Origin of the sequence: Cryptosporangium sp. NPDC048952 (assembly GCF_043197895.1) — a bacterium.
Taxonomy (GTDB): Bacteria; Actinomycetota; Actinomycetes; order Mycobacteriales; family Cryptosporangiaceae; genus Cryptosporangium.
Genome location: NZ_JBICTY010000002.1, coordinates 328,529 through 347,587 on the forward strand (window position 1 = coordinate 328,529; position 19,059 = coordinate 347,587).

Sequence of the window (19,059 nt, forward strand, 5' to 3'; positions counted from 1 at the left end):
GGAAGATAACCCCATGGTCATCGCTCAACCCCTGAAGAACTGGGCCGGAAATGTCGAGTTCTCCACCCTGACGCTCCATCGCCCGGTCAGCGTCGAGGCGGTGCAGGAGCTCGTCGCGGACAGTGAGCTCATCCGCGTGCTCGGCACCGGGCACTCGTTCAGCACGGTCGCCGACACCACAGGTGACCTGCTCACCGTCGCTGACCTGCCCCGCCGCATCGAGATCGACGCCGACCGCCGCTCGGTGACGGTCAGTGCGGGCACCCGCTTCGGCGAACTCGCCCAGGCGTTGGACCCGGAGGGGTGGGCGCTGCACAACCTGGGGTCGCTTCCGCACATCAGCATCGGCGGTGCGGTGGCCACCGGCACGCACGGCTCGGGCATCACGAACGGCTGCCTGGCGTCGGCCGTGAACGCGATCGAGCTGGTGACGCCCAGCGGGGAACTGACGGTCCTGCGGCGTGGCGACGAGGGGTTCGACGGGTCGGTGGTCACGCTCGGCTCGATCGGCGTCGTCACCGCGCTGGGCCTGGACATCCAGCCACGCTTCGAGGTGGAGCAGCGCGTCTACGAGCGGCTGTTCCTGTCCGCGTTGCGCGTCAACCTGCGGGAGATCCTGACGTCCGCCTACAGCGTCAGCGTGTTCCTCACCTGGCAGCGGCCGTTCGCCGAGCAGGTGTGGATCAAACACCGGGTCGACGCCGGGGAGTGGCCGCACGGCCGGGACTGGCTCGGCGCGACGCTGGCGCCCAGCCAGCGCAACCCCGTGCCCGGGCAGGACCCCGGCTTCACCACGCAGCAGGGTGGTGTGGCGGGGCCGTGGCACGAGCGGCTGCCGCACTTCCGGCTCGAGTTCACCCCGAGCGCGGGGGACGAACTGCAGACGGAGTACCTGCTGCCGATCGAGAACGCCGTGGCGGCGCTGGACGTGCTGAGCGGTCTCGCGGACACGATCGCTCCGGTGCTGCACGTCAGTGAGCTGCGCACGATCGCCGCGGACGAGTTGTGGCTGTCGGAGGCGTACCGGCAGGACAGCGTCGCGCTGCACTTCACCTGGCACCCCGATCCGGTCGCTGTCGATCCGGTCGTGCGGGCGCTGGAAGAAGGGCTGGCGCCGCTGGGTGCGCGGCCGCACTGGGGCAAGGTGTTCGCGATGGAACCGGCCGACGTCGCCGCCCGCTATCCGCGGTTCGCCGACGCGCGGACGTTGATCGCCGGGTACGACCCGGACGGGAAATTCCGGAACGCGTTCACCGGGAAGTACCTCTAGAGCGTCTCGGCGGCGGCCTGCTGCCGGTCGATCCGGTTGAGGACGACCTGCGCGGCCTCGTCGTCGACCTGTCGACCGATCACGGAGATCGACAGCGCCTCCCGCTGCCGGTCGTACTCGTCGAGCGCCGCCGGGTCGGCCGCCGCCTTCGCCTCGCCGCGGACCAGGCGGCCGCTGCGGGCCCGGCGGCGCGGTCGGTCCGCGCGACCGCGGTCCGCGGCGCCGTTCCGGGCGCCGGGCCGATCTCGACCGGGCTGGTTCTCTTCGGGGATCTCCGGCATTTTTCCGGCGCGGGCGTCGGTGGCGATCTGTTCGGCGCGGGCGAGTTGCTCGAGCGCGATGCGGTCCTCGTCGCTGGTGTCGATCGTGAGCCAGCGCGCGAGCAGGGGAAGGGTCGGCGCCTGGAGCAGGAGGGTGCCGAACACCACGAAGTACGCGAGGAACTGCAGCGTGTCACGGTGGGGGAACGGCGCGCCCTCCTCGGTGAGCAGCGGAATACCACCCGCGGCGCCGAGCGTCACGATGCCGCGCATGCCCGTCCAGGAGAGCAGCACCTGCTCCTTCCAGCCCAGCGCCTCGGGCACCTCCGGCGCCCGCCCCCGCCGCTCGGTCAGCTCCTGCATGCGGTCGTCCCAGCGCTTGCGGAACAGCGGGTCCTGCAGGCGCCGCTGCAGCGACTGGTTCGCCAGCAGCCGCCGCCCGAAGATCAGCGCGACCCACAGGAACCGCACCGCGATGACGACGAACAGCAGCACGATTCCGGTGAGCAGGGTTTTCCCGAGCGGCTCGCCGGACTCGCGCAGGTCGTCGATGATGAACTTCATCTGCAGCCCGGTGTAGGCGAACACGAACGACTCGAGCAGCGCACCGAGGACCGGCCACACCTCCCGCTCGGTCATCCGCGTCCGGAAGCCCAGCCGCTGGCGCCTGCGGTTGCCGAACTCGGACTCGACCGCGACGTTGAACCCGGCGACGACCACCGCCAGCACCCCGGACGCGTGCGCCTCCTCGGCCGCCAGATACGCGGCGAACGGCACGACCAGCCCGATCGCCGTGCCGAGCGTCGGGTCGTCGAGCCGGCGCCGGATCAAGGTCGCGAGGTTGCCCAGCGCGAAGCCGATCAGCACGCCGACGATCGCCGACCAGAAGAACAGCAGCGCGCCGTTGTCGATGAACGTCTCTTCGCCGCCGGTGGTCGCCAGCGCGATGCTGAATAGCGTCAGCGCCATCGCGTCGTTGACGAGGCTCTCGCCGGTGAGCAGTGCCGTGACGCGCTTGGTCAGCCCGATCTCCTCGCCGTGCGCGGTGATCGTCACCGTGTCCGGCGGCGCGACGATCGACGCGAGCAGCAGTGCGATGCCGGCGCCGAGCGTCGGCAGCATGAGGTCCACAGCGACCCGGGACAGCCAGGCGGTGAGCAGTACCAGGACGACGCCGAGGCCGAGGATCGCCCGCAGGTTGCGCATGAAACTGAAGAACGAGAACTCCAGCGCCGCCGCGTAGAGCAGGGGTGGCACGACCAGCCCGAGGATCAGCTCCGGATCCAGTTCGAGCCGGGGGAGCCCGGGAACGAACGAGACACCGGCGGCGGCGACCAGGATCAACAATCCCGGCTGGGCGTTGACGCGACGCCCGAACGCGGAGATGGCGATCGCACCCAGAGCGAGCAGAACGAGCAGGATTCCGGCGTTCACCGGGGCAGCCTAACCACGGTGTTGTCGGTGGCCGTGGATAGGCTCCCAGCGTGGCGGACAAGAAGACGAGGCGCGGGCGGGCACTGCTGATCGTGCTGCTCGGCATCGGGCTGCTCGCGGCGGTCGGGTCGCTGAGCGCGGCCTGGGTGGCCAGGGACGAACCCGCCGCGACCGTCACGGCCTCACCCACCGCGGGGGTCACCACCGCGGCGCCGACGCCGATGACGAGCGAGGAGGCCCGCGCGGAGTTCTACCGGCAGCATCCACGCGCGACCGGGTGGTGGCAGTGGGTGCTGATCGGTGGCCTGCTGGTCGCGCTGGCGGTCATCGCGGGCCTGTTGTTCACCCGTCCCAAACCCGAGAAGTAGCCTCCCGATCATGACCGCAAACGCGCGTTCCGGGCCGCCCAGGGACAAGCCCCCGGCTCCGGCACCGCCTCCGCCCCCTGCCTGGCGTCGCTACCTCATTCCGATCGGCGTCGCTCTGACGCTTTTTCTGTTGTTCTTCCCGTTCGGGCGCATGGGCGTGAAGACCGTCGAGTACGGAACGCTCAGCGACCAGATCGCCGCCAAGCACGTCGACACGCTGCAGCTCCGTGCCGACGGCACGATCACCGGCAAGTACCGGTCGAACTTCGCGGGCGGCGACGAGTTCACCTCGCACTACCCGACCGGTCTCAACGGCCCGGACGACGCGTTCCTCACCGCGGTGAAGGACCCCGACACCGTTCCGCATTTCACCGCCACCGGCGCCAGCAGCTCGTTCTGGGGCGTGCTGCTCTCGCTCGCGCCGCTGCTGCTGTTCGTCGCGTACTTCTGGTGGATCGGGCGGCAGGCACGCAAGGGCGCCCAGCTCGGCGGGATCGGCGGCATGTTCGGCGGGGTGGGGCGTTCCACTGCGAAGGTCATCGACTCCGAGCGTCCCGACACGACGTTCGCCGACGTCGCCGGGTACGAGGGCGTGAAGCGTGACGTCACCGAGGTCGTCGACTTCCTCAAGCAGCCCGACAAGTATGCCGCGGCGGGCGCGGTCGGGCCCAAGGGCATCCTGATGGCCGGGCCGCCCGGTACCGGTAAGACGCTGCTGGCCCGCGCGGTCGCGGGGGAGGCGTCGGTGCCGTTCTTCGCGGTCACGGGATCGTCGTTCGTCGAGCTGTTCGTGGGTGTGGGTGCGTCGCGCGTGCGTGACCTGTTCGCCGACGCGCGCAAGCGGGCTCCGTCGATCATCTTCATCGACGAGATCGACGCGATCGGGCAGCGCCGCAACACGGGCGGATTCGCGAGCAACGACGAGCGCGAGCAGACGCTCAACCAGTTGCTCGCCGAGATGGACGGGTTCGACCCGTCGACCGGTGTGGTCGTGATCGCGGCGACGAACCGGCCGGAGACGCTCGACCCGGCGCTGCTGCGGCCGGGGCGGTTCGACCGGCAGGTCGCGGTGCCGTTGCCGAACCAGGCCGAGCGGGAGGCGATTCTCGCCGTTCACGCGCGCGGCAAGAAGCTTTCGTCCGACGTGGATCTGAACGCGACCTCGCGGGCCACCCCGGGCTTCTCGGGAGCGGACCTGGCGAACCTGTTGAACGAGGCCGCGATCGTGGCGGTGCGGGACGGTCGGGCCGAGGTGACGGCGGCGGACCTGTCGCAGGCGCGGGACCGGGTGCTGCTGGGGCAGCGGCTCGGGTCGAACTTCCTGTTGCCGAACGAGAAGCAGAGCGTGGCCGTGCACGAGTCGGGGCACGCGCTGGTCGCGGCGTTCTCGCCCGCCGCGGATCCCGTCGACAAGGTGACGATCCTGCCGAGCGGGATGGCGCTCGGGGTGACCGAGCAGTTGCCCGAGGCCGAGCGGCACCTGTACTCGCAGGAGCAGCTGACGACGACGTTGTCGGTGCAGCTGGGTGGGCGTGCGGCGGAGCTCGTGGTGTTCGGGGAGGGGTCGACGGGGGCGTCGAACGATCTCGCGAAGGCCACGGACCTGGCGACGCGGATGGTGCGGGAGTTCGGGCTGTCGCCGAAGCTCGGGCCGGTGGGGTATGCGAACGACCAGCCCCAGTACCTCGGGGTCGGCGGTGCGGACCGGGCCTACAGCGAGCAGACGCAGCGCGTGGTCGACGAGGAGGTCGCGCGTCTCCTCCGCGAGGCGGAGGTCCGCGCGATCGACCTCCTCACCCGCCATCGAGCCGCCCTGGACGAGCTTTCCGGGCAGCTCTTGGAGCACGAAACGGTCGACGGCAAGGCAGTACACGCGATCGCCGACCGCGCGCTCTCGGCACCCCCGGCCGGGGCCAGCGCCCAGGCCTGACACCCGCGCCGCGGCGCGTTCGCCTCTGAGCGCCCGCGCCGCGGCGCAGCCGCCGCGCGGCCGCGGGGCAACTGGCCGCCGCGCGGCCGCGCGTCAGCTTGCGTCGGGGGACGGGGCGTAGTCGTCCCAGGCGGGCAGGGGGGTGCCGGCCTGGGTGGCGACCAGGCGGTCCAGGTACCAGCGCCAGCCCGCTTCGATGTCGTCGGCGGGGGTGCCGGCGGTGAGGCGTTGTTCGAAGAGCAGGGTGGTGCCGCTCGACTGGCCGGTGAGCGTGACCGCCAGGTGCCAGGTGCCGCCGTCGTAGGACGGCATGTCGACGATCAACCGGTTCGGCGGTGAGCACTCCACGATCTCGACGGTGGAGGGCTCGCCCTCCTCACCCCCGGCGTCCAGCTCACCGGTGACAGTGAACTCCACCGTCCCGCCGGTGCCGCCGGATCCCTCGTACCGGCCGATCCACCGCGCGAGCCGGTCGGACTCGGTGATCGCGGCCCACACGTCCTCGACGGGGTCGGGAAACGACCGGTGGAGCATGATCGTCTCCGTGCCGTCGTCGTTCAGACGCACTTCACCCTGTGGACCGGTGACCATCGGTGTCCTCCCGTTTCGTGCGCCCGCGGCGCAGTTCCGTTCCCAACGCGTCCAGCCTGTCGGCCGGGGACTGCCTCCGTTGCGGTGCGACGCGCCGCAACCACGCCTCCACCTCGGCGAGTGGCCCCGCAGCCAGGCGGTAGACACGCTCCTGCCCGCGAACATCCGCGTCGGCAAGCCCGGACTCCCGCAGCACCCGCAGGTGCCGACTGACCGCCGGCCGGCTGATAGCGAACCGCGCCGCGATCGCTCCGGCCGTGGCCTCACCGTCCCGCAGCACGGTGAGGATCTCGCGGCGCACCGGGTCCGCCAGTGCCTCCCAGACCGTCACGAGCGCTAGCGTAACACGCCGCTTATATAAGGAAGATGCTACGGATTGTGCGTCGATTGTCCGGGTATTCGGCCGCGCATGGCGACAGTCCGGCTGCGGCGCAGCGACCCCTCCAGCCCCGGTTACACCCGCCGGCGCTCGGGCAAAGGCTTCCGCTACCTCGACGCGTCGGGGGCGTCGCTGGCACCCGAGGACGTCGCCCGGATCAAGGCACTGGTGATCCCACCGGCCTGGCGTGACGTCTGGATCTCTCCCCACGCGAACGGCCACATCCAGGCCGTGGGCACCGACGACGCCGGCCGTCGCCAGTACCGCTACCACGACGTCTGGCGCGAGAAGCGCGACGAGGCCAAGCACGACCGCGTGCTCGAGGTGGCGCGCCGGCTACCGAAGCTACGGCGCACCGTGGCTCGCCACCTCGACCACCGCGACCTCGACCGGCAGCGGGTGCTCGCGGCCGGCGTGCGCCTGCTCGAGCTGGGCCTGTTCCGTATCGGCGGTGAGGTGTACGCGGCGGAGAACGGCAGCTTCGGCCTGACGACGATCCGCAAGAAGCACGTCACCCTGCACAACGGCGCGATCCAGTTCCAGTATCCGGCCAAGAGCGGCATCGAGCGCAGCATCGAGGTGCGCGACGAGTCCGTGCGCCGCGTGGTGATGTCGTTGCGTCGTCACCAGAAGGACGAGGACGACCTGCTCGCCTATCGCAGCCACGGGCGCTGGTACGACGTCAAGAGCGACGACGTCAACGACTACCTGCGGGAGAATGCCGGGGTCACGCTCACCGCGAAGGACTTCCGCACGTGGCACGCGACAGTGCTGATGGCCGTCGAACTCGCGCTGGCCGGTGACCCGCCGGACGCCCAGCGGGCCCGCGACAAGGTGGTGCGGGCCGCGATCGAGGACGTGTCGGACTACCTCGGCAACACACCCACCGTCGCGCGCGCGTCCTACGTCGACCCGCGAATCATCACCGCCTACGAAGAGGGCCGGTCGATCCGGCCGACGATCGACCGCCTCGGCCACGACGACCCGAACGTCCTGGCCGCGAAACCCGCAGTGGAAACCGCCGTGCTTCGCGTACTGGGATCGAAATAGTCTGGGGCCCAAATAGTCTGGGAGACGTGGAACCCGAGCGAGTGCTGCCGCTGGTCGTCCGCGTCGAGAAGACCTCGCCGCCCACCCGCACCGACGCGCTGGAGGCCGCCGCGCGGGCGGTGCTGCTGATGGTGACGACGTCCGAGCCGGAGTGGCGGGAAGCGGTCGACGCCTGGGCGGGCAACCGGATCCGCAAGGTCGTGCGCCGGGCCCGCGGTGCGGAGTGGCGGCGCGCGGAAGCCCTTCCGGGGATCACGGTGACGCGGGGTTCGGCGGAGGTGCGGGTCTATCCGCCGATCCCGCTCGACGAGTGGCCCCGGGACCTCGCGCGGCTGCAGGTGAGCGGCACGGAGCTGGACGACCCGACGGCGCCGGGATCGCCGACGCCGAATACCCCGCTCGTGCTGCTGTCGCCGGACGTCGCCATGACCGCGGGCAAGGCCATGGCCCAGGCGGGCCACGCGGCCCAGCTCGGGCTCTGGTCGCTGGAGCCGTCCGTGGCCGAAGCCTGGGCCACGGACGGCTTTCCCCTCGCGGTGCGCACGGCGACGAAGGCCCAGTGGGCCGCCACCGACGGCCCGGTGGTGCACGACGCCGGCTTCACCGAGGTCGACCCCGGTTCCGCCACCGCCGCGTTCGCGTGGAAATCCGCGGGCTAGTTCTCCCGCGGCTTGCCCTCCGACCAGGGCGGCATGTCCTCGTTCGCGATGCGCTCGGCGTTCGCGGCGAGCACGGCCTCGCGGGCGTCCGGTTCGAGCTTGTCGACGTAGAGGATGCCGTTGAGGTGGTCGGTCTCGTGCTGCAGGCATCGGGCGAACAGCCCGGTGCCGTCCAGCCGGATCGGCCGGCCCTCGATGTCCTGCCCGGTCACCGACGCCGTGGCGGGTCTGGCGAGCGGGGAGAACTCGAGCGGCACCGAGAGGCAGCCCTCGTCGTCCTTGTCCTCCTCGACGCCCTCCGCGGGCGGGAGCAGCACGGGGTTGACGATCGCTCCCACGTGGTAGAAGCCGGTGTCGTCCGGGCAGTCGTAGACGAACACCCGGGCGTCCACGCCGATCTGGTTCGCGGCCAGGCCCACGCCTTCGGCGGCGTCCATGCTTTCCAGCATGTCGGCGACGAGCTGTTTCAGCCCGTCGTCGAATTCGGTGACCTCCTGGCACGGCCGGTGCAGCACCGGGCTGCCGTGCACGGTCACCCGGCGTGGCCGGCCCTCGGGCAGGCCGACTTCGGCCGCCCATTCGTCGATGTCGAGTTCATTCGGCACCCCAGCATTATCCCGACCCCGTCGTGAACCCCCGCGTTCACCTCATCGGAACTCACGCTCCGTGGTGTGGGGGTGGTCACCCGGCGAAGTGGGTACGAGCCTCTCCATGACTCAGACCCCCTCTGACCCGGCAGCGCACGAGCGCAGTGGCGCCGACGTTGCCTCCGCCATCGGCGCCGCCGAGAACGACAGCGCGCTGCACGAGACCCACACCCATCCGGAGCGGACGAAGAGCGGCGAGGCGCACGTCGAGCAGGCGCAGGGCGACCCGGACATGACCGAGGCGCCGTCCGAGCGCGAGCCGGAGCCCGGTCCGTCGGCCGCGTCGGCGCAGTCCGTGCGGGGCGCACGGGTGAGCGATCAGGTCGCGGGCGACTAGCTCGCGCGCAGGGCCTCGATCACGCTCTCGATGTGGCGGCGGATCGCCCGTTCCGCGCCGCCGGGGCTGCGGGCGCAGATCTCGTCGATGATCGCGAGGTGCTCCGGCAGCGACACCTGGGGACGCCCGGGACGCAGGGCCAGCCGGAACTGGTGGCGGACGTTCTGCGCGCGCAGCCGCGCGAGCACGTCCGCGGCCACCGGCTGGTCGGCGATCTGGCGGATACGGTCGTGCAGCCGCTGGTTGAGCTGGGAGTACGTGAGGACGTCGCCGGTCGCCACGGACGTGCGCATCGCCTCGCCGATTTCGCGGAGTTCGGCGATCTGGGTGTCGGTGACGCGCGCGGCGGCCTTGGCCGCGCACAGGCCCTCGACGACCATTCGCACCTCGGTGATGTCGATCGCCTCGGCGGTGCTCACCGCGCGGACGCGGGCACCGCGGTTGGCGATGCGTTCGACCAGGCCCTCGTGGGCGAGCATGAGCAGCGCGGTGCGCACGGTGCCGCGGCTGGCCGCGTAGCGGTCGGAGAGTTCGGCCTCGACCAGCCGCTGATCGCCGACGAGCTCCCCGGCGAGGATCGCGCTCCGGATGCCGTCCGCCACCCGGTCGGCGTCGGGTGGCGCGAGCGGTTCCGGGTCAGGCAGCGTCACGTATCGATCTCCGAGTCTGATTCGGGGGCATCCAGATTGTTAACATTATCGGGTCGTTCCTGGCACCCTCCCGCGCTGAAGAACCAGGCCCACCGTTTCCCCGGCCGCGGCGCGAACGTCCGGCGCAGATCGTGCGCGACGACGGGACGGCGGCGTCGGAGTGGGAGCTGATCTCGTGGACGGCGGCCGAGCGGGCCAAGGGTCAGGCCTGCGGGCTCACGACGATCGAGTCATTCCATACTGACGGGACTCCGCCGACTGAGTGAGCCACGTCGTGACGTCGGCCGCGGTCTGCGGGCGGCTGATGAAGTAGCCCTGCGCGGTGTCGCAGCCCCACTGGCGCAGCTTGTCCAGCGCGCCGGCGTTCTCGACACCCTCGGCGACCACGGCCATGCCCAGCGCGTGCGCGAGCTGGATGCTCGACCGGACGATCGCCGAGGCGCGTTCCTCGGTCTCCAGGTGGGTGACGAACCGCCGGTCCAGCTTCAGCTCGCCGGCGACCAGCAGCCGGTGCAGGTGGGCGAGCGTCGAGTGGTCGGTGCCGTAGTCGTCGATCGACACCTTGATGCCCAGCGTGTGCAGCTCGCGGACGGTGGCGTGGGCCGGTTCGGAGTTCTCCATCGCCGTGGTCTCCGTGATCTCGAGCGTCAGCGCGTTCGCGGGCAGCCCGCGTTCCCGCAGAATGCCGACGACGAGGTCGGTGAAACCGGGTGACTCCAGGTCGGCGGCGGACACGTTCACCGCGATCGCGAGTTTCAGGTCCGTCCGCCGCCAGGCCACGCACTGGTCCATCGCCTGCGTCAGCACGTTCAGCGTCAGCGACGGCATCGCTCCGATCTCCTCGGCGATCGGCAGGAACGCGTCCGGGTAGAGCAGGCCGTGCACCGGGTGCTGCCAGCGGACCAGCGCCTCGACCGCGCTCACCGCGTCGGTGTGCAGGTCGAGCTTGGGCTGGTAGTGCAGCACCATCGCCGGTCCCGTGATGTCGCGGCGCAGGTCCTGGGCCAGCTGCAGGTGCCGGCGGGCGGCTTCGTCGTCGTTCGTGCGGTAGAACGCATGGCCGCCGCCGGCGCGCTTGGCGCAGTACATCGCGATGTCCGCGTGCCGCAGCAGCATGTCCGCGGAGACGTTGTTCCCGTCCGCGCTGGCGATGCCGATGCTGACGTCGATCTCGATCGGGACGCCCGCGATGTCGAACGGCCGGCGCAGCGTCGCACGGATGCGTTCGGCGAGGCCGACCATGGCGTCGTCGGCGAGGTTGCGGCTCGCGCAGACGATGACGAACTCGTCGCCGCCGAGCCGGGCCAGGAGGTCGTCGTCGCGGGTGACCTCGCGGAGGCGATCGGCGGCCTGCCGGAGCAGTTCGTCGCCGGCCTGGTGTCCGAACGAGTCGTTGACCTGCTTGAACCGGTCCAGGTCGAGGAGCAGGCCGACGACGGTGCGCTCCTGCGGTGCGGCGCGCAGTCCGTCGAAATGATCGGCGAAGCCGCGCCGGTTGGCCAGGCCGGTGAGCGGGTCGCGCCGTGCCTCCCGCTGCCGGGCCTCGCCGGCCGCGGTCAGTTCGCGGAACGAGATCCGGAAGCGGACGACGACGAGCAGCAGCGTCACGCCGGCCAGCGTCACCGAGGGGATCGAGAGATGGGCGCGGCTGGCGACCAGCAGGATGACGAGTGACCCGCCCGCGCAGGCGCCCGCCAGGTGTCCGGTCCGGATCGCCGCCGGGCGCCCGGACCCGGTGGCGGGATCAGTCGCTATCCAGCTCGAGACGCCGAGGACGCCCAGCGACAACGCGTACAGGAGATCGACGTAGGAGCCCGGCTGGTACCCGCCGTCGAGCACGTAGGCGGTGTCGGCCCCGGCGAGGACCGCGATACCGCACGTGAACACCGTCAGGTCCCGCCGCCCGCGCCAGCTGCCCACGGCGAGCCCGGAGATCAGCGTGCCGACCATCAACGCGTCGGCGATCGGGTAGGCCAGCAGGACCACCCCGGCGAAACCGGCGACCCGCTCGACGTCACTCAACGCGTCGACGACCACCGCGGAGAACACCGCGGCGCCGCCGGCCCCGGCCACCGCACCGTCCAGCAGTGTGACGCCGGTCGCGACGCCGACCCGGAGGAACTGATAGATGCCCAGGTAGAGGAACGGGTACACCGACAACCAGCCGAGATCGGCCCAGGAGGGGAACGGCAGCGTCTCGTCGCCCCAGGTGACCGCCCAGGAGTACACCGAACCCGAGGTGTAGAGCGCGAAGCCGATCGCGATCCACGTCCACGGCCACCGCGACGCGCCTCCGCGAACGGCGGCCAGCACCATCAGGATCGTCGTCGCGATGTAGGCACCGACGGTCAGCGTGGCGACAGTCAGCGGGGTTCGGTGGACCACCTGCGGGACGCAGGCCAGTACGGCGAAGCTCACGACGAGGACGAGGTGCAGCACGCGGAACGCGCCGGTGGCGCGTCCTGCGGTTCTGCCCGATCGTGATGTGTCGCCCACTGCCGCTCCGTGCGCGCCGACTACTCGCTCTCCCGATCGGCAGGAACCGGGACGACCTGACCGCTAGCCCGATGGGTAATCGGCGAGGCCGGCCGCGAGGCGGTCGTAGATGCGCACGACCTGGGGACGCAGCCAGGTCGCGACGTCGGCGGGCGGCACGCCGGAGCGTACGCGCAGGCCGGCGGCGCGTTTGATCGAGCGTTCCGCGCCGAGCAGGGCGGCGGCGACAGCGGCGGGCAGCGGGTCGTCGGGGTCGCTGCCGGCCTCGGTGGCCAACTCCCCGGCGAGCACCTCGAGGTAGTGGTTGCGGAGCTGGTGCCAGCGGCGGGCGAGCACCGCCGACTGCTCGACCAGCGCGACCGCGCTGCGCCGCTGGGTGCCGGGCGGGGTGGCCGCGAGTTCGTCGCAGTAGGCCAGGGACACCGCGCGGAACGACTCGAGGACGCTGGTGCCGGGCGGCCGGTCACGCACCGCGGCGATCAGGCCGCTCTCGCGCTCGTCGAACCGGCTGAAGACCAGGTCCTCCTTGGCGGGGAAGTAGTTGAACACCGTCTTCTTCGAGACGCCGGCCGCCTCGGCGACCTCCTCGACGGTGACCGCGTCGAAGCCCCGTTCAGCGAACAGGCGGGCGGCGGCCGCGGCGATGTCCTCGCGCGCCTGCTGCTTCTTCCGCTCGCGGAGCCCGGTCACGGGTGTCAGCGTACCGCTTGACTTCACCTGGTAGAAGTTTACACTCGGTGTAAATTTACGGAGGAGTGCCATGCACGCAGTGGAAGCGGTCGGCCTGGAGAAGCGGTACGGCGAGTTCGAGGCCGTCCGCGGCATCGACCTGACCGTGCACGGCGGCGAGATCTTCGGGTTCCTCGGCCCGAACGGCGCCGGCAAGTCGACGACGATCAGCATGCTCTGCACGCTCGTGCGCCCGACCGGAGGCACCGCCCGGGTCGCGGGGTTCGACGTCGCGACCGAGCGCGACGCGGTGCGGCGTCGCATCGGGCTGGTCTTCCAGGATCCGACGCTGGACGGCTACCTGACCGCCGAGCGCAACCTGCGGCTGCACGCGGCGCTCTACGGCGTCCCGAAGGACGCCGTCGACGGCCGGCTGCGCGAGGTGCTGGAGATGGTCGGGCTGTGGGACCGGCGCAGCACGAAGGTGCGCACGTTCTCCGGTGGCATGAAGCGCCGGCTGGAGATCGCCCGCGGGCTGCTGCACTCACCGCGGGTGCTGTTCCTCGACGAGCCGACCGTCGGGCTCGACCCGCAACCGCGCAGTTCGATCTGGAGCTACATCCGCGAGCTCAAGAGCACCGAGGACATCACGATCTTCCTCACCACCCACTACATGGACGAGGCGGAGTACTGCGACCGGATCGCGATCATGGACTCCGGCCGCGTGATCGCTCTCGACACCCCGGCCGCGCTCAAGGCCGGGGTCGGCGAGGACCGGGTACGGATCGAGACCGACGACCACGCCGCGACGATCGCCGCGCTGGAGTCCACGTTCGGGGTGGTGGGCGCGGTGTCGGAAGGTGCTGTCACGTTCGGGGTCCGCGAGGGCGAGCACTTCGTGCCGCGCCTGTTCGCGGAGTTCCCGTTACCGATCCGCGCGGTCAGCGTCGCCCGGCCGAGCCTGGACGACGTCTTCCTCTCGTTCACCGGCTCCACGATCCGTGACGCCGAGGCCAGTACATCGGAGAAATTCCGCAACAGCGCGTTCGTGCAGATGCGGAGGGCCCGGTGACGGCGACTTTGGCACCTGCGGGTGTGCGGGTTCCCGGGCGGTCGGTGCGCGGGGACCTGCGGGCGATCGGCATCGTCTGGCAGCGCGAGCTGATCCGGTTCTCCTCCGACCGGCTGCGGATCGCGACGTCGCTGATCCAGCCCGTGCTGTTCCTGTTCGTGCTCGGGAGCGGCCTGTCGCGGCTGACCGGCGGCAGCACCGAGGGCGTCGATCTGCGGACGTTCATCTTCCCCGGCATCCTCGCGATGTCGGTGATGTTCACCGCGATGTTCTCGGCCGCGTCGATCGTCTGGGACCGGGAGTTCGGGTTCCTGCGCGAGATGCTCGTCGCGCCGGTGCGCCGCAGCGCGATCGTGCTCGGCAAATGCCTCGGTGGGGCCACGGTGGCCGGATTCCAGGGGCTGGTCGTCCTGGCGCTCGCGGGGTTCGTGGGCGTGCCCTACGACGCCGCGCTTCTCGTCGGCGTGTTCGCGTGTCAGTTGCTGTTGGCGTTCACGATCACCGCGTTCGGCGTCATGATGGCGGCGCGGGTGAGCCAGATGCAGTCGTTCATGGCGTTGACGCAGATGCTGATCATGCCGCTGTTCTTCCTGTCCGGGGCGTTGTTCCCGGTGTCGGGGCTGCCGCGGTGGCTCACGGTGCTCAATCGGATCGACCCGTTGACGTATGCGGTGGATCCGATGCGCCGGATCGTGTTCAACCACCTCGATCTGCCGGCGGCGGCGGTCGCGCGCCTGGATCCGGGGGTGACGTGGGGCGGGTGGCACGTGCCCGGGTGGCTGGAAGCGCTGGTTGTGGCCGTGCTCGGGGTGACGTTCCTGGCGGTGGCGATCGTGGAGTTCAGTCGGCCGGAATAGTGTGACCCGTGTGACTCCTGGCCCGGCTGTCACGTTGGGTCAAGAGTCCGTTGCGCTCGGTGTTGGTATCTGTGAGCGGGTTAAACGGACGTTCAGAGTACGCTCCGCGTCCTGTGAGGAACGTTTCCGTTCCCGCTGGTCACGGGCACTCTTCGCAGCATGCGATGGGTGAAGGCGGCACTCCTGTTGATCGGTAGCTTGGCGCTCGCGGGGGCCAGCTACGTCGTGTTGGACAATATCGCCGTTCCTGCGGCGATTGCTATCATCGGCGTCATCGTGGCGTGTATGTCGGTTGCGCTCGGCGGCTCCGACGACGGCGCGGCGCCGGTCGCGAACCCCCGCGCGGGCGGCTCGGTCCGGTCCCAGTCGCCCAACCGCGTGCTACCCCAGCCGGCCGACCCCACCCAGTACCCGCCGCAGCCCCAGGGCTACGCCCAGGAACCCGCCCAGGCGTACCGGCAGGAGCCGGGGTATCACCAGGGGCACGTGCAGGGGTACCCGCAGGCGCCGCAGCAGGGGTGGGGGCCCCGGGTGGATCCGGACGAGGCCGCCTGGCGCGAGGCCCAGCGCCGCTGACGCCCCCCACGACCGAAAAAACTCGTTCCTGCTCGTCCCCCGAAAAACAGCCTCCACGCACCGCCGCGTGGAGGCTGTTTCGCGTTCCGCAGCGGCGTGATCGCTCAGGGTGACATCTTCCTCATGATGTGACGTGAGCTACTGGGCAGTGCGCACGCGCACCCCTGCGACGCCCGTATATTCCACTGTGGTCGGTGGCACGCCGGGTGCCGCCGCCTCTCCGCACCCTTGTGATCCGTCGCGACCTCGAAGGGGCTCATGAGTCGACGACGCGCTACGACGTGTGCCGGACAATTCCACGGTGGGGGGCATCCCGGCGATGGCTGAACGCACCCTGCTCCGTGCCGTGCTCGACCAGCGCGGCTGGGCGAGCTGGCCGGTGTTCGAGATGCACTTCGCCGACGCCGCCCGCCGGGTCGCCGAGCGCACGGCCGCCGCACCCATGAGCATCTCCCAGGCCACGTTCAAGCGCTGGCTCTCCGGCGAGCGCGACCCTCGCAGCCTCGCCGGCGTCGTGCTCGAGGAGATGCTCGGCGTCGAGACCGAACTGCTGTTCCGCCCGGCCCCGGCGCACGACGTCGTCCTGCCGCGCCCGCTGGGGCTCAGCGAGCGGGCCGCCGCGCTCGCCCTGGATGCCCGCTGGGGCAACTCACTGCTGTTCCCCACGTCCCCGGCCGCCGGTGTGGACGGTTCCTGGCGGATGGACGGCCTGGGACTCTTCGACGGCACGTCGGTCGCCGTCCAGGCCTACGAGGGCACGGCCCTCACCGACGAGCTGGTCGGGATCGGACCCGACGACTACCCGCACCTGCGGTCGTTCGTACGGCCGCTGCGCCCGGCGCTGGTACTGGCCGCGCTACGCGCCCCCGCCGGCACCGGGCTGTACGCGATGGATGCCGCGCACGTCCGGCGGCAGCTGACGCTCGACCGGCCGGTCGACGTGCTGCCGATCCCCGCCGCGTACCGCCTCGACGACCTCACCTACGGCTTGACCTGGGCCCTGACCAACCTCGACGACGGGCTCTGCGCGGACGACGCGGCGCTGCGCGTCGGAGCCGCCGACCTGGACACCCAGCTCGTCCGGCCGCTGACCGCGGTGGCGCGGGCGGCGCTGCCGGGGTTGTCGTCGGTCGGTGCGATGTGGCTCGGTTCCCGGCACTGTGCCCGGCACGCGGTGCGCCGGATGCCCGAGGAAAGCGACGCGCTGGCGTTCTGGCACCGGGAGTGCCGCGGCGAGGAGTCCGCCGCGCGGCTGTTCTTCCGGCACGACGTGCTGCGCGAGGGCCTGCGGCGCACCACGGGCGAGACGGTGGCCGCGTACTGCGTCCCGGCGGCCGCGGTGAAGGACAGCCCCACCTTCGAACGGCTGCTGCTGTTCGCCTCGATCGCGCTCACCGAGTCCTACGGCGTTCCGACGTGGGTCTGCGCCGAGCCGGAGTACAGCCAGGTCGACGAATTCCTGCTGGTTCCGGGCCAGCGGGCGGTCGTCGGCAACTGGTTGCGTACGCCTGACGTCTGCCAGGTCGACGTCACCGACCGGAAGGCGGCGTTGCGGACCTACGAAGACGCCGTCGACCATGCCCGCGCGCGCAGCGTGGCCACCGGCGCCACCACCGGGGTCCGGTTGCGCGCGCTGGCCGACCACCTCGACCTGGACTGGTCCTGGGTGACCCGGCGGGCCCGTGAACTGAGCGAGTACGGGCTCGCCGACATGCTGCGGCCCCGCAGCCGCCTCCTGACGCTGAGCCAGGTCGATCGCGTCCTGGCATTCCTCGGAAAGCTGGATTCCGATGTATGACCCCTCTTCCTCGCACCGCGAGCCCACGGCCGACGCGAGCTCCGGGGACGCACCGACGTTCTCCGAAGCCCGCCGCGCGGATGTTCTCGCGCGTGAGACGCAGCCCCGCGAAGGGCTGACCCGGGAGCCGCACCCGCCGGGTGGTGTGCACGAATCGTCGAGTTCGCCGTCCGGGCTGCGGGCCCGGCTGTGGTGGACGGTCGTGCTCGCGCTGGTCGTCGTCGCGCTGATCGGGGCGGGCGCCGCGGTCACCACCGCGGTGTTCGAGCCGTCGATCTGGGTCGCGGTCGGCGCGGCCGCCGGGTGGCTCCTGGTGCTGCTCGGAGCGCTGCTCGGCGTCAACGCCGCGGTGCGACCGATCGGCGCCCAGCTCGCGGCCGAGCGCGCCGCCCGCGCCACCGCCGAGCGTGCGGCGTGGGAGGCGCAGTGGCGCGACAACACCCACCGCACCGCGATGGAGGAGCACCAGCGCGCCACGGCGGCCGCCGTCGCGCAGGTCAACGCGGCGCTCACGGAGTCGGTGCGCGAGCTGGTGCGGGTCGCCGACGCGATCCGCGACGGGCAGACGCCCGACGCCGGACCCCCGGCGGTGTCGGTCGAGGGCTGGCCGGCGTCGCTGGCGGAGCTGCAGGTCGGCGTGCAGCAGCTGCTCAACGCCTCGTTCGGCGTCGCGACGCTGACCGCGAGCCACCAGCCGGTCGGCGTGCTGATCACGCTCGCGCGGCGGCTGCAGCCGCTGATCCACCGCGCGATCAAGGAACTCGACGCGCTGGAGAACCAGGTCGAGGATCCGGACATGCTCAACGCGCTGTTCCAGCTCGACCACCTGGTGACGCGGGCCCGGCGGCAGGCCGAGAGCATCGCGGTGCTCGGTGGGGCGACCGCGCGGCAGATCCGCAAACCGGTTCCCGTGTACACGGTGCTGCGGCAGGCGATCGCTGAGATCGAGCACTACGGCCGGGTGAAGGTGCTGCGGCCGGTGCAGGGGATGGTGACCGGTCACGCGGTGACCGAGGTCATCCACCTGATCGCGGAGCTGATCGAGAACGCGACGGTGTTCTCGCCGCCGGATTCGCGGGTGCAGGTGCAGGTTGATCTGGTGCCCGACGGTCTGTCGATCGAGATCGACGATCTCGGGCTGGTCATGCCCGCGGAGGTGCGGCAGCGGATGAACCAACTGCTCACGACGCCCGAGGCGCTCGACGTCGGGGAGCAGCTCAAGGACGGGCGGATCGGGCTGATCGTCGTGGCCGCGATCGCGCGTCGGTACTCGATCCGCGTGCGGCTCGAGCGCAACGAGCGCGGCGGCAACCGCGCCCTGGTCGTGCTCCCCGCGAAACTCCTGGCCGAAGAACCTCTCCGCCGCCAGGACCTGGGTCCCTCCGCCCTCCCACCGGCCCCGGTGGCAGTAGCTGCCGCCCCCTCCGCGCCCGAGCGGCTGTCATCCGGCGCCACCGCGCCGGGCCTGCGCTCGGCCGCCTCCGCGGCGCCCGCGTCCGGCGAGCCCGCGGCCGCCCAACGCGAGGCCATCACGGCCGCGCCAGGGCGGTACGCGACCGGCCCGACCGCAGCGCCGACGTCGCCGGCGCCCACATCGGGCGGCTCGTCGACGTCGGGATCGTGGTTGAGTCCGTTCGTGCCCACCGGGCAGAACCCGGCGGAGACGGCCGCGCCGCGGCCGGAGCGGGAGAACACCGGCGGGATCGGACTCTCCGAGGCCGACCGGCAGCGCCTGTCGGAGCTGGGACGCGTGGCGTTCGGCGATGTCGACCGCGGACGCCCGACGGCCCCCCGCGGCACCGCCGCGGTGAACCCACCGGCCGAGCGCAACCCCGACCCGTCGCGCCCGCCGCTCCCGCGGCGCGACGGCCAGCACATGGCCCCCGAACTACGCGGCACCAACCCCGCGCGCGCCGAGGGTCCGGAGCCCGGCGCGCACAACCCCGGCCTGTTCGCGTCCTACCAGCGCGGACGCGAACGGGCAGACACCGAGGAACCGCCGACGGGCAACTGACC

General features: G+C 71.4%; 18 protein-coding genes and 1 pseudogene. 12 read left to right on the forward strand and 7 right to left on the reverse strand.

Going from position 1 to position 19,059, the window contains the following annotated elements; all coding sequences use genetic code 11:
* The first annotated feature begins 13 nt into the window (after window positions 1-13).
* Window positions 14-1,270: an FAD-binding protein gene (locus ACGFY5_RS09720; protein WP_392719176.1), complete on the forward strand. Its 1,257-nt coding sequence runs from the start codon at window positions 14-16 to the stop codon at window positions 1,268-1,270.
* Here the strand turns inward: ACGFY5_RS09720 and ACGFY5_RS09725 are convergent.
* Window positions 1,267-2,964 (reverse strand): cation:proton antiporter, encoded by a 1,698-nt coding sequence (locus tag ACGFY5_RS09725; protein WP_392719177.1) that lies wholly within the window; start codon window positions 2,962-2,964, stop codon window positions 1,267-1,269. The genes ACGFY5_RS09720 and ACGFY5_RS09725 overlap by 4 nt on opposite strands.
* A 50-nt stretch (window positions 2,965-3,014) precedes the next feature.
* Here ACGFY5_RS09725 and ACGFY5_RS09730 point away from each other — a divergent pair, with 50 nt between their 5' ends.
* Window positions 3,015-3,332 carry a hypothetical protein gene (locus ACGFY5_RS09730; protein ID WP_392719178.1) on the forward strand — a complete coding sequence of 106 codons (318 nt, stop codon included), beginning with the start codon at window positions 3,015-3,017 and terminating at the stop codon, window positions 3,330-3,332.
* A 10-nt stretch (window positions 3,333-3,342) separates the two neighbouring features.
* Complete coding sequence (ftsH, locus tag ACGFY5_RS09735; protein ID WP_392719179.1) at window positions 3,343-5,262, forward strand: ATP-dependent zinc metalloprotease FtsH; 1,920 nt, start codon at window positions 3,343-3,345, stop codon at window positions 5,260-5,262.
* Between the two features lie 93 nt (window positions 5,263-5,355).
* On the opposite strand, the gene ACGFY5_RS09740 is transcribed toward ftsH, so the two are convergent.
* Together ACGFY5_RS09740 and ACGFY5_RS09745 are read right to left on the reverse strand one after the other, a co-directional pair.
* Window positions 5,356-5,829, reverse strand: coding sequence for an SRPBCC domain-containing protein (locus ACGFY5_RS09740; protein WP_392719180.1), 474 nt, complete (start codon window positions 5,827-5,829; stop codon window positions 5,356-5,358).
* A gap of 1 nt (window position 5,830) precedes the next feature.
* A complete protein-coding gene (locus ACGFY5_RS09745; protein ID WP_392719181.1) occupies window positions 5,831-6,184 on the reverse strand; it encodes a metalloregulator ArsR/SmtB family transcription factor in 354 nt (117 codons plus the stop codon).
* A gap of 78 nt (window positions 6,185-6,262) precedes the next feature.
* Between ACGFY5_RS09745 and ACGFY5_RS09750 the strand changes: the two genes are divergently transcribed.
* Window positions 6,263-7,282, forward strand: coding sequence for a DNA topoisomerase IB (locus tag ACGFY5_RS09750; protein ID WP_392719182.1), 1,020 nt, complete (start codon window positions 6,263-6,265; stop codon window positions 7,280-7,282).
* Window positions 7,273-7,941: a peptidyl-tRNA hydrolase gene (locus ACGFY5_RS09755; protein WP_392720452.1), complete on the forward strand. Its 669-nt coding sequence runs from the start codon at window positions 7,273-7,275 to the stop codon at window positions 7,939-7,941. Before ACGFY5_RS09750 ends, ACGFY5_RS09755 begins: the two co-directional genes overlap by 10 nt.
* Here the strand turns inward: ACGFY5_RS09755 and def are convergent.
* Entirely contained in the window at window positions 7,938-8,546 is a 609-nt protein-coding gene (gene def / locus ACGFY5_RS09760) for a peptide deformylase (RefSeq protein WP_392719183.1), read from the reverse strand. The two genes, ACGFY5_RS09755 and def, sit on opposite strands and share 4 nt — an antisense overlap.
* Before the next feature lie 106 nt (window positions 8,547-8,652).
* Here def and ACGFY5_RS09765 point away from each other — a divergent pair, with 106 nt between their 5' ends.
* Window positions 8,653-8,925 (forward strand): hypothetical protein, encoded by a 273-nt coding sequence (locus tag ACGFY5_RS09765; RefSeq protein ID WP_392719184.1) that lies wholly within the window; start codon window positions 8,653-8,655, stop codon window positions 8,923-8,925.
* Here the strand turns inward: ACGFY5_RS09765 and ACGFY5_RS09770 are convergent.
* Window positions 8,922-9,575 carry a GntR family transcriptional regulator gene (locus tag ACGFY5_RS09770; RefSeq protein ID WP_392719185.1) on the reverse strand — a complete coding sequence of 218 codons (654 nt, stop codon included), beginning with the start codon at window positions 9,573-9,575 and terminating at the stop codon, window positions 8,922-8,924. The two genes, ACGFY5_RS09765 and ACGFY5_RS09770, sit on opposite strands and share 4 nt — an antisense overlap.
* A 152-nt stretch (window positions 9,576-9,727) precedes the next feature.
* On the opposite strand from ACGFY5_RS09770, the pseudogene ACGFY5_RS09775 reads away from it, so the two are divergent.
* A pseudogene (locus ACGFY5_RS09775) lies at window positions 9,728-9,841 on the forward strand (catechol 2,3-dioxygenase); the annotation flags it as partial.
* On the opposite strand, the gene ACGFY5_RS09780 reads toward ACGFY5_RS09775, so the two are convergent.
* Window positions 9,792-12,071, reverse strand: a complete 2,280-nt coding sequence (locus ACGFY5_RS09780) for a putative bifunctional diguanylate cyclase/phosphodiesterase (protein WP_392719186.1) — start codon at window positions 12,069-12,071, stop codon at window positions 9,792-9,794. The pseudogene ACGFY5_RS09775 and the gene ACGFY5_RS09780 overlap by 50 nt on opposite strands.
* Window positions 12,072-12,134: 63 nt before the next feature.
* The gene (locus tag ACGFY5_RS09785) at window positions 12,135-12,761 is read right to left on the reverse strand and encodes a TetR/AcrR family transcriptional regulator (protein WP_392719187.1); all 627 of its coding nucleotides are present in this window, start codon (window positions 12,759-12,761) and stop codon (window positions 12,135-12,137) included.
* 70 nt (window positions 12,762-12,831) lie between these two features.
* Here ACGFY5_RS09785 and ACGFY5_RS09790 point away from each other — a divergent pair, with 70 nt between their 5' ends.
* The 5 genes from ACGFY5_RS09790 (at window position 12,832) to ACGFY5_RS09810 (ending at window position 19,057) form a co-directional block, all read left to right on the forward strand.
* A complete protein-coding gene (locus ACGFY5_RS09790) occupies window positions 12,832-13,812 on the forward strand; it encodes an ATP-binding cassette domain-containing protein (RefSeq protein ID WP_392719188.1) in 981 nt (326 codons plus the stop codon).
* Window positions 13,809-14,669: an ABC transporter permease gene (locus ACGFY5_RS09795; RefSeq protein WP_392719189.1), complete on the forward strand. Its 861-nt coding sequence runs from the start codon at window positions 13,809-13,811 to the stop codon at window positions 14,667-14,669. Before ACGFY5_RS09790 ends, ACGFY5_RS09795 begins: the two co-directional genes overlap by 4 nt.
* Before the next feature lie 159 nt (window positions 14,670-14,828).
* A complete protein-coding gene (locus ACGFY5_RS09800; protein ID WP_392719190.1) occupies window positions 14,829-15,245 on the forward strand; it encodes a hypothetical protein in 417 nt (138 codons plus the stop codon).
* 301 nt (window positions 15,246-15,546) lie between these two features.
* On the forward strand, window positions 15,547-17,043 hold the full coding sequence (locus tag ACGFY5_RS09805; RefSeq protein ID WP_392719191.1) for a hypothetical protein: 1,497 nt from the start codon (window positions 15,547-15,549) through the stop codon (window positions 17,041-17,043).
* Window positions 17,036-19,057 carry an ATP-binding protein gene (locus tag ACGFY5_RS09810; protein WP_392719192.1) on the forward strand — a complete coding sequence of 674 codons (2,022 nt, stop codon included), beginning with the start codon at window positions 17,036-17,038 and terminating at the stop codon, window positions 19,055-19,057. Before ACGFY5_RS09805 ends, ACGFY5_RS09810 begins: the two co-directional genes overlap by 8 nt.
* Window positions 19,058-19,059 lie beyond the last annotated feature (2 nt).

Bases quoted from the DNA above. Each gene is read 5' to 3' on its own strand.
- ACGFY5_RS09720 (WP_392719176.1), top strand. From the start codon at position 14: ATGGTCATCGCTCAACCCCTGAAGAACTGGGCCGGAAATGTCGAGTTC.
- ftsH (WP_392719179.1), top strand. From the start codon at position 3,343: ATGACCGCAAACGCGCGTTCCGGGCCGCCCAGGGACAAGCCCCCGGCT.
- ACGFY5_RS09750 (WP_392719182.1), top strand. From the start codon at position 6,263: ATGGCGACAGTCCGGCTGCGGCGCAGCGACCCCTCCAGCCCCGGTTAC.
- ACGFY5_RS09765 (WP_392719184.1), top strand. From the start codon at position 8,653: ATGACTCAGACCCCCTCTGACCCGGCAGCGCACGAGCGCAGTGGCGCC.
- ACGFY5_RS09790 (WP_392719188.1), top strand. From the start codon at position 12,832: ATGCACGCAGTGGAAGCGGTCGGCCTGGAGAAGCGGTACGGCGAGTTC.
- ACGFY5_RS09800 (WP_392719190.1), top strand. From the start codon at position 14,829: ATGCGATGGGTGAAGGCGGCACTCCTGTTGATCGGTAGCTTGGCGCTC.
- ACGFY5_RS09810 (WP_392719192.1), top strand. From the start codon at position 17,036: ATGTATGACCCCTCTTCCTCGCACCGCGAGCCCACGGCCGACGCGAGC.